This is a genomic window from Stappia sp., from assembly GCF_048268045.1.
Taxonomy (GTDB): Bacteria; Pseudomonadota; Alphaproteobacteria; order Rhizobiales; family Stappiaceae; genus Stappia.
The window spans coordinates 37,203-45,350 of the sequence record NZ_JBLWWG010000014.1; the positions used below are offsets into that span (position 1 = coordinate 37,203).

At 63.0% G+C, this 8,148-nt stretch carries 12 protein-coding genes; 9 read left to right on the plus strand and 3 right to left on the minus strand.

Translation table 11 applies throughout. The features are described 5' to 3' along the window. Positions 1–36: 36 nt before the first annotated feature. Both ACN0WF_RS18035 and ACN0WF_RS18040 read left to right on the plus strand, forming a co-directional pair. On the plus strand, positions 37–984 hold the full coding sequence (locus ACN0WF_RS18035) for a DMT family transporter (RefSeq protein WP_417774150.1): 948 nt from the start codon (positions 37–39) through the stop codon (positions 982–984). A 304-nt stretch (positions 985–1,288) separates the two neighbouring features. Continuing rightward, positions 1,289–2,275: an alpha/beta fold hydrolase gene (locus ACN0WF_RS18040; RefSeq protein WP_417774151.1), complete on the plus strand. Its 987-nt coding sequence runs from the start codon at positions 1,289–1,291 to the stop codon at positions 2,273–2,275. A 27-nt stretch (positions 2,276–2,302) separates the two neighbouring features. On the opposite strand, the gene ACN0WF_RS18045 is transcribed toward ACN0WF_RS18040, so the two are convergent. Further along, positions 2,303–3,109: a sulfite exporter TauE/SafE family protein gene (locus tag ACN0WF_RS18045; RefSeq protein ID WP_417774152.1), complete on the minus strand. Its 807-nt coding sequence runs from the start codon at positions 3,107–3,109 to the stop codon at positions 2,303–2,305. Positions 3,110–3,218: 109 nt separating this feature from the next. Between ACN0WF_RS18045 and ACN0WF_RS18050 the strand changes: the two genes are divergently transcribed. Further along, positions 3,219–4,037, plus strand: a complete 819-nt coding sequence (locus ACN0WF_RS18050; protein WP_417774153.1) for an AraC family transcriptional regulator — start codon at positions 3,219–3,221, stop codon at positions 4,035–4,037. Here the strand turns inward: ACN0WF_RS18050 and ACN0WF_RS18055 are convergent. Continuing rightward, complete coding sequence (locus ACN0WF_RS18055) at positions 4,013–5,041, minus strand: fatty acid desaturase (protein WP_417774154.1); 1,029 nt, start codon at positions 5,039–5,041, stop codon at positions 4,013–4,015. The genes ACN0WF_RS18050 and ACN0WF_RS18055 overlap by 25 nt on opposite strands. A 339-nt stretch (positions 5,042–5,380) precedes the next feature. After that, a complete protein-coding gene (locus ACN0WF_RS18060; protein ID WP_417774155.1) occupies positions 5,381–5,590 on the minus strand; it encodes a cold-shock protein in 210 nt (69 codons plus the stop codon). Positions 5,591–6,102: 512 nt separating this feature from the next. Between ACN0WF_RS18060 and ACN0WF_RS18065 the strand changes: the two genes are divergently transcribed. From ACN0WF_RS18065 to ACN0WF_RS18090, 6 genes are all read left to right on the plus strand, one after another. Beyond that, positions 6,103–6,495, plus strand: coding sequence for a hypothetical protein (locus ACN0WF_RS18065; RefSeq protein WP_417774156.1), 393 nt, complete (start codon positions 6,103–6,105; stop codon positions 6,493–6,495). 101 nt (positions 6,496–6,596) lie between these two features. Next, complete coding sequence (locus tag ACN0WF_RS18070) at positions 6,597–6,815, plus strand: hypothetical protein (RefSeq protein ID WP_417774157.1); 219 nt, start codon at positions 6,597–6,599, stop codon at positions 6,813–6,815. 28 nt (positions 6,816–6,843) lie between these two features. Continuing rightward, positions 6,844–6,993: a hypothetical protein gene (locus tag ACN0WF_RS18075; protein ID WP_417774158.1), complete on the plus strand. Its 150-nt coding sequence runs from the start codon at positions 6,844–6,846 to the stop codon at positions 6,991–6,993. A gap of 143 nt (positions 6,994–7,136) precedes the next feature. Then, positions 7,137–7,391, plus strand: coding sequence for a DUF1488 domain-containing protein (locus tag ACN0WF_RS18080; protein WP_417774195.1), 255 nt, complete (start codon positions 7,137–7,139; stop codon positions 7,389–7,391). A gap of 59 nt (positions 7,392–7,450) precedes the next feature. Continuing rightward, positions 7,451–7,729, plus strand: coding sequence for a hypothetical protein (locus tag ACN0WF_RS18085; protein ID WP_417774159.1), 279 nt, complete (start codon positions 7,451–7,453; stop codon positions 7,727–7,729). 6 nt (positions 7,730–7,735) lie between these two features. Beyond that, entirely contained in the window at positions 7,736–8,041 is a 306-nt protein-coding gene (locus tag ACN0WF_RS18090) for a hypothetical protein (protein WP_417774160.1), read from the plus strand. The last annotated feature ends 107 nt before the right edge of the window (positions 8,042–8,148 follow it).

Here is an 8,148-nt window from a genome sequence, read left to right on the forward strand (position 1 = left end):
AGACCGGTCGTCTTAGAGCTAAATCGTGAGGATCAAATGGATCGCCACCGCACAAAGGGCCTGCTCCTGGTGACGACAGGCACCCTCATGTGGAGCCTTGCCGGCCTCTTTGTTCGCGCCACGGACCTGCCCGTCTGGGATCTGATCTTCTGGCGCTCCGTCTTCGCGAGCCTGTGCCTGGCGGTCGTCGCCGTTGCCCGCCGCCGGGGTCCAGGGGCATTCGGCCTGCCGGGGCTCCTTGGCGCGGTGCTCGCAGCGCTCGCCATGTTCGGCTATGTCGCCGCGCTGAGGCTGACAACGGTCGCCAATGTTCTGGTCATCTACGCCACGCTGCCTTTCATGAGCGCCGGGCTCGCCTGGCTGGTGTTGCGCGAGCAAATCCAACGCCGCGCCCTGATCGCCAGCAGCGCGTCCCTTGCAGGCGTCGTCTGCGTCGCCGGCACGGCACTCCACTCATCCAGCCTGCCGGGGACCGCGCTCGCAGTCGCCATGACCCTCTGTTTCGCAGCACTGCTCCTCGTCGCCCGCAAATTTCCGCGCACCGATATCGCTCTGATCAACGCCGCCGGTTCCGCGCTCTGCGCCCTCGCCACATTGCCGATGACATCCGGCGAGATTCCCGGAGCACGGGACCTCATTTTGACGCTGGGTCTCGGTGTCTTCACAACGGCGCTTGCATTCCTGCTGTTTCTGATGGGCAGCCGCCGACTTGCCTCCGCCGAAGCGGCGATGATCTGCCTGCTTGACGTCGTCTTCGGTCCGGTATGGGTATGGATCGCCTTTTCTGAAAACCCGGGCGCCGGGGCCCTTTTCGGCGGAGCAGTCGTGCTCGGCTCCGTGGCCTGGTACCTGTGGCCGGCACTGCGGCGGCAACACCCGCCGCCAGCCGAACCCGGCGACCGGCAAGGCGCAGTCCGCACGCGCGCCGGACCGCCTGCCACTGATATTCGGGACAACGGCCCCGCCACGCTTCGCAACCGCTAGCCGTGCCTAAGGGCCGGACGAAGCGCGCGCGGCCGCCGTTTTCTTGTCCGGACAATGGCCGCTCAGCAAATCGAGAAGCACAACGAGGACGAAGGCCTTCATTGCCCAATACCTCCGATTCCTTCGTCAGACGCGCGAAGTGTCGAGGGGAAGTAGCCCGCCTTTCCAGGCCCCGAACAAGTGAGAAGGCTTGAGACCCTTTTGAAACTTCGTCATTGGACAAGCGGCCATGGGGTTTCGGATCCTCGCACGGGGGCGGCGCAGGCACCGGCCCGCTGGGTGAAGCAGGAATGAGGGACGTCGAATGCGCTCGGTTCACGCGGATTTCGAGGATGCGCCCTTGCGGGCGGGAGAAGCCTTTCGGGTCGCCGCCGCGGACGGGAACATCACGCTCGGAGGGTTTCTCTGGAAGCACGCGGGCGACTGCGCCGTCCGTCCGGTCGTGGTGATCACCGCCGCCACCTCGGTTCGCTGCCGCTACTATTCGCGTTTCGCCGACTATCTGTTCGCGAACGGCTTCGATGTCCTGACCTTCGACTATCGCGGCATCGGTGAGTCGCGCCCGGCGGCGATGCGCACCTTTCAGGCGGACTGGGTCGACTGGGGTGAACACGATCTGGAGGCTGCGCTGCGCTTCGCCGCCGCGACTTTTCCGGGCCAGCCAGTCCAGGTGGTCGCACATTCGATCGGCGGCTTCGCTGTCGGGCTCGCGCCCTCCAATTCCGGCATCCGCAGCATTCTCACGGTTGGCGCCCAGTTCGCCTATTGGCGCGACTATGGCGTGGCTGACCGAAAACGCATGTTCGTGAAATGGCATGTCTTCATGCCGGCGCTAACGTGGCTGCTTGGTTACTTCCCCGGCAAACGCCTCGGCTGGCTCGAGGATACGCCCGCCGGCGTGGTGCGCGACTGGAGCCGTATGAAGGCCCGCTTCGAGGACACCGTCCGCCCGGGCAGAAGCATCAATGGAGAACCCGAGGGGCTGGCCCTCAAACGCCGCTTCGCGCAGGTGCGCGCGCCGACGCTGGCCATCGGCATTGCCGACGACTCCCATGGCACGACGGAGGCAATCGACCGGCTACTCGGCTATTTCGTCAACAGCCCGCGCACACATCTGCGCATCGCGCCTTCCGACATCGGCGCGGACAGGATCGGGCATTTCGCCTTCTTCCACGACCGCTTCCGGGCGAGCCTCTGGCCGCTGGCGCTCGCCTGGCTGCGAACTGGACGGATACCCGAGGACGCCCCCGGTCGGATCATCGGCTCACGCGAAGCGGCAAGCCGCATGTGATCTCATCCGTGCGAGCGGCTTTCATCTTCAAACGAGGATCATCACGAGCGTGACCAGCGCCAGCAGAAACAGATAGACGCGGGTGTGGACACGGTCGGGGATACGCCCAACGAAGCGCGAAGCGAGCGAAATCCCCCCCCACGAACCGACGGTCAGTGCCAGCAGTGCCCGCAAGTCGACATATCCTGCATAGCCGAGGCTGGCGGCGGAGGCATGGTCCCAGGCGAGCAGAACATAGATCGCCGTTCCGGCGATCGACATCGGCAGCGACAGCGGGCTGGCCATCGCCGTCGCGCCAGTCATGCTCGCGCCGCGTCGGCGCATCAGCGGCACGGTCATCACGCTTCCCCCCACGCCGAGAAACGCGGCGACCAGCCCGATCGGAACCCCGAAGAGGGTCGCGGCCAAAGGTCCGAGCGGCGCCTTGCCGTCCCCCTGCCGCGCCATGAAGCCAGGCCTTGCGAGACTGTCGAGGATGGTAAGACCAAGATAGGCGACGAAAACCCAACGCACCCAGTCGCCACTCAGCGACATCGCCACCCGGGCCCCGGCCGCCGCGCCAATGCAAATGGGAATGATCAAGGGGCGGACCTGTGCCCAGTCGATCGTGCCCTTCCGGTTGTGTCTGAGCGTCCCCATCAAGCTGGCGAAGATCATCGCGCAGGTCGAGGTGGCAACGGCCACATGCATCGCATCCGCCTGCATCGCCTCGCCAAGCGCACCGGCTGTCAACATCGCGTAGACGAGCGGCACGACGATGAACCCGCCGCCAAAACCGAACAGCAAGGTCGTGACCCCGGCAATCACCCCGGATGCAAGAAGAAGAAGATACATGTCGAACCGCCAGCGTCGTTCATACTGGCGTCTTTCCTAGACTCGCCCGCATTGGCCGTCTTTCGTAGACTGGCCAAGGATCATCGAGTTTCGGCCAATCGGGAACGCAATGCGCAATATCTCACTGGAAACGGTGGATCGCACGCCACGTGCGGTCCTGCCAATCGCCACCGACCACGCCCCCGGCACGCTGCTGGAAACGCATCGTCATCGGCGGGCACAGCTTCTCTACAGCGCGACGGGATTGATGGAGGTGGAAACACCGGATGGCGCCTGGGTGGTGCCGACCCATGCGGGCGTGTGGATCCCGGCCGGCCAGCCGCACCGCGTGCACATGATCGACGCAAGCACGCGCTCTCTCTATGTCGAGCCTGCGGACGCTCCCCGGCCAGCGCGTCGCTGCGAGGTGCTGGTCGTCAGCCCCCTGCTCCACCAGCTTCTGCTGGCCACCGCAGACATCCCGCCGCTCTACGACGAAACCGGCCGCGACGGCGTCCTGCTGGCCTTGGTCCTTCATGAGATCAGGGAAGCCAGATCGGTTCCGCTCTTCGCACCGCTTCCGCAGGACGACACGCTCGCAGCCTTGTGCAAGGAGTTCCTGCGTGAACCGCACCTGAAGGCCGCCCCGGACGCATGGGCGCGCCGGCTCAACACAAGCCGCCGAACTTTCTCGAGGCATTTCCGTCAGGAAACCGGAATGTCGTTCAGCGTCTGGCGCCGACAGGCCTGCCTGCTCGCCGCGATCCCGCGCCTGTCGGCGGGAGCATCTGTGACCGAGGTCGCACTCAATCTGGGATACGAAAGCCCGAGCGCCTTCTCGACAATGTTCCATCGCGTCGTTGGCGATCCCCCAACCCGCTTTGTTCGCCAGGACATCGCCCCGCGTACCGGTCCGTACCGGCCTCAGGCAGCAGCCCGAACATCCTGAAACGAAACGAGACGCCTGGAGTTCTCATCCCAAAGCACGAGTTTCACGCAACGCAAGCTCTGGCGGAAGGTTATACGGCTCATGTCGTGCAGATCCGGATGATCCCGCAGCACCTCGGGCAGACGATAGAATGGCACTTTCGCCGCGAGATGATGGACGTGGTGAATTCCGATGTTTCCGGTGAACCAGCGCAGCACGACGGGAAGGTCATAGTGCGAGCTGCCGTGCAACGCCGCATCCTGGAAGTTCCAATCCTCGTTGTCCGACCACTGCGTGTCCTCGAACTGGTGCTGGATGTAGAAAAGCCAGACACCGGCAGTGGCAGCCATCAGCGTGATCGGAAGCTGCACCATGAGAAAGGGCCCGACACCCATCAGCCACATCAGGGCGGCAACCGGAAGGGCCGCGCCTATATTGGTGGCGATCGTCGAGGCCCACGGCTGGACTCCGGCCCGCATCAGGCCGAGCGGCACCCTGTACTGGCAGATGAAAAGCCATGCCGGCCCGAGACCGAACATCACAATTGGATGGCGATAGAGCCGGTATCGCAGACGCCCCCAAGTGGAGAGCGCAAGGTATTCCTTGACTGTCAGCGTCGCCACGTCGCCGATGCCGCGCTTGTCGAGATTACCCGCCGTCGCGTGATGGACGGCATGCGTACGGCGCCAGTAGTCATAGGGCGTGAGGGTGAAGACACCGATCACGCGCCCGGTCCAGTCGTTGAGGCCACGGCGAGCGAACAACGCGCCATGGCCGCAGTCATGCTGCAGGATGAAGAGGCGGACAAGAAAGCCCGCCGTGGGAACCGTCAGCAGAAGGCCCCACCAGACCCCGTTGACCACGGCCACCGCAGTCAACGCCCACAGCGCGACGAAAGACAGTGCCGTTATGGCGATTTCGACCGTGCTACGGATCGGGTCAGGTTGCCGGTAGGCCGCTAGAATCGCCGTCCAGGAGCGATCCTTGCGGTCGATGGCGACAGCGCCTGCATCTTTGGTTTTCACAAGGCCTCCGAAGGCGGACCCGTTTCGGAGAAAAGCAAAGCACCCGCAAACGAACGATCCCACGCAACACGAAACCTATCGGCCCGCGGGATCACGCTGTCTGCCACCCCTGTTCAGGGCAGTATGCGGCCGGGCGTCTCATCGCCGTCGCGCGCCGTCAAAGCGTCGCGCTGCCACATTCGGTCATGCCTGCCCCATCTCCGGGTCTTGGCTTCAGCCCTGCCGCCGGTCTCCTCCCGACAGGGCTCACAAGGAAAAAGGCCGGGCAAGGCCCGACCTTTCCAGTCGTCTCAAATGACCCGCGGCACCACCGAAGTGGGCGCGGGTCGAAGACGAAACTTATACGGTCTGCAGGTTTTCCGCGGCGCTCTTGCCCGAACGGTTGTCCCTGACGACTTCGTAGCTGAGCTTCTGGCCCTCGACGATGGTGCGCATGCCGGCGCGCTCGACGGCCGAGATGTGGACGAAGACGTCCGCAGCGCCGTCGTCCGGCTGAATGAAACCAAAGCCCTTGGTGGCGTTGAAGAACTTGACGGTACCAGTATTCATGACGATTTCCTTTTCAATCGGACACTGTACGCGACGCGTACCGCGCCGAACGCGGGTTTTATGCATTCAAGTCGATTTTGATAGGGAACATCGCCATAAGCGCGATTGCTCGCGCGGTAACCAAGTCCGACAAACAAGATCGATTTCTATCACATAGATCGTACCGGCGACCAAAACAAGGGTTGATGTAAAAAACTTGGTGCGCGGAATTGTCATACAGAGCGCGGGACATGTCTTTTCCTGAACAAATATTTCCCGGCAAGCCTATGAATTACTCCCCCGCATGCCCATATAAGATATCAGCCCGCCCTGCGCACGGGCCCAGAAAGAACTTTCATGAAAATTCGGCTCCTCCCCACCGCGACGGCGTCCTTCGACGCAGCGGGGGAACACGTGCATCGCACGGCAAGTGTTTTCGCACGCCGAACAGAGAAACCTGGGCGGGACAAGAACGGCCAGCGACGACCTTTTAAAGAACATAAACAGAACAATAGCCAGAAGGGATCGGGATCATGCCAGTACAGGCCAACACAAGGCCATCCGTCGGCCAGCGATGGAACGACTACCATCCGGCGAAATCCACGCTGGTGTGGGCGTGCGTCGTCACGGCGATTGCCACAATGGTCATCGGCTTCAGCTGGGGCGGCTGGGTAACGGCGGGCACCTCGCGCACACTCGCGTCGACTGCGGGAAGCACGGCACGCGGGGAACTGGCCGCACTCATTTGCGTCGAGCGGTTCAATGCTGCCCCTGACTCAACCGCCCGTCTTGTCGAATTCAAGGCTCTCGACGGCTCCTACAAACAACGTCAGTTCGTCGAGGCTGGCGGCTGGGCGACCATGCCAGGCGACGCATCAGCCAACCGCCGTGCGGCTGAGGGCTGCGCCGCCGCGCTTGCCGCCTGAGCAAGCCGCCCCACCGTGCGCGCGCCGCCTGATGGGGATCAACTCGCGCCGCGGCCATCGTGAACAGGCCGCCGCGCAAAGACATCATCGGAGAGTAGAACATGACAGACCATCGTTTCGTCATCGGGCAGGCAGTCCGGATGAAAAGCCGGTTCGGCCTCTCTCCCTCGATAGGGGATGGCTTTCGCATCATCGCGATCATGCCGGTGAACGAAGACAATTCGCCTCAATACCGCATCCGCAACGACGAAGAGCGCCACGAGCGCGTAACGACCGAAGACGGCATCGAGGAACTGACGGCACGACCCAATTCCGGGTGACGCCGCAAACGGAAATCGGAGTTTGGAAATGGCCAAAGGACAGAAGCGAAGCAACCGCGAAGTGAGAAAGCCGAAGCAGCCGAAGGCGGCCGCGAAGGTGGAGGCGCTGCTCGGCTCCCAGGTCAAGGAGGCGGTCAGCAGCAAGCAGCCGAACAGCAAGGCAAAGAGCCGCGCCTAGGATCGCGCTGCGGCCCATCGCCAAGCGCCAAGAGGGGCACGCCGCCGCCAAAAGGGAACGGGCGCTCCCATCCAGTCCGCGAACGACGACCGATCGGCGGCGCATTGGGAATTCGCATCCCAATGCCAACGAGGTATTCGATCATGACGCTCAATTTTCCAAACAGAAGCCGCAGCTATGACGAGGCCGGCCGGCGCGTTCGTTTCTCCGGCCATGACGGCATGTTCGAGGTGCCGTTCTTTGTCGAAGCGGATGCGCTCAGCACCACATCGCCCGGCGAGGAGCAATACCTGGCCGCCTTCGATGAGGCGCGCACCAGGATCTATGACGTCGCGCGCAAAATCTACGGAAGCGCCCGCAAGAATGTATATGTCTTGACGAAATCAGACTTCCACTAATCAAAATTCGTCCAAATAACTTCCATCAACACAGATCTCCGGAAGAACTGGACCCCGCCATGAATGTCAGGACCACGGATACAAAAGTCACGTTCAGACAATCGTTCATTTTGAGCGCCTTGGACGGTCGGCAACCGGCGGGAACCTACCGCTTGGTAATAGACGAGGAAGAGATCTCCGGGATTTCCTTTGTTGCCTACCGTCGCGTAGCAACAATGCTGCACACTCCGGCGATTGCCGTCCAGAGCGTTCGGCGCGAGGCGGTTGAAATCGACCCGGAGGAACTGGCGGCAGCGCAGGACGCGGATGCGCTCCTGTGCCGGACCGTCGAGGAGTAATGGATCATGCGTCATCTTGGCGGACTTCAAGGAAGCGGCGTTCTGAAATGCGGCAACAAGATATTTGCGCGCGCGGACTACGATCTGGATGGTTTCCTGCGCAAGCCGGGCGAAGTCGTTGGCAGCGGCGACATCCGGATGGATTCCGTCACCCTGCGACAGGTCTTCGGCCGCAAGGACCTGCACCTGCTGACGGATGACGGCCGACTGCTCCGCATCCGTTTCTCCGAAACACGCCTACCTGCCGCCAGTGATGCCGCGCATGTCGACGTGGTCGGAGATCTGCCCTTGGCCTCGGAATGGCGACACTAACTGAGTGACTGCTGCCGGCTGCAGCGAGCGCCGGACGATCTGCGAGCCCCCACTCCCAAAGCCCGCGCCCTGCGCGCACCACTGCAGGAGACGCGGACTTAACACCT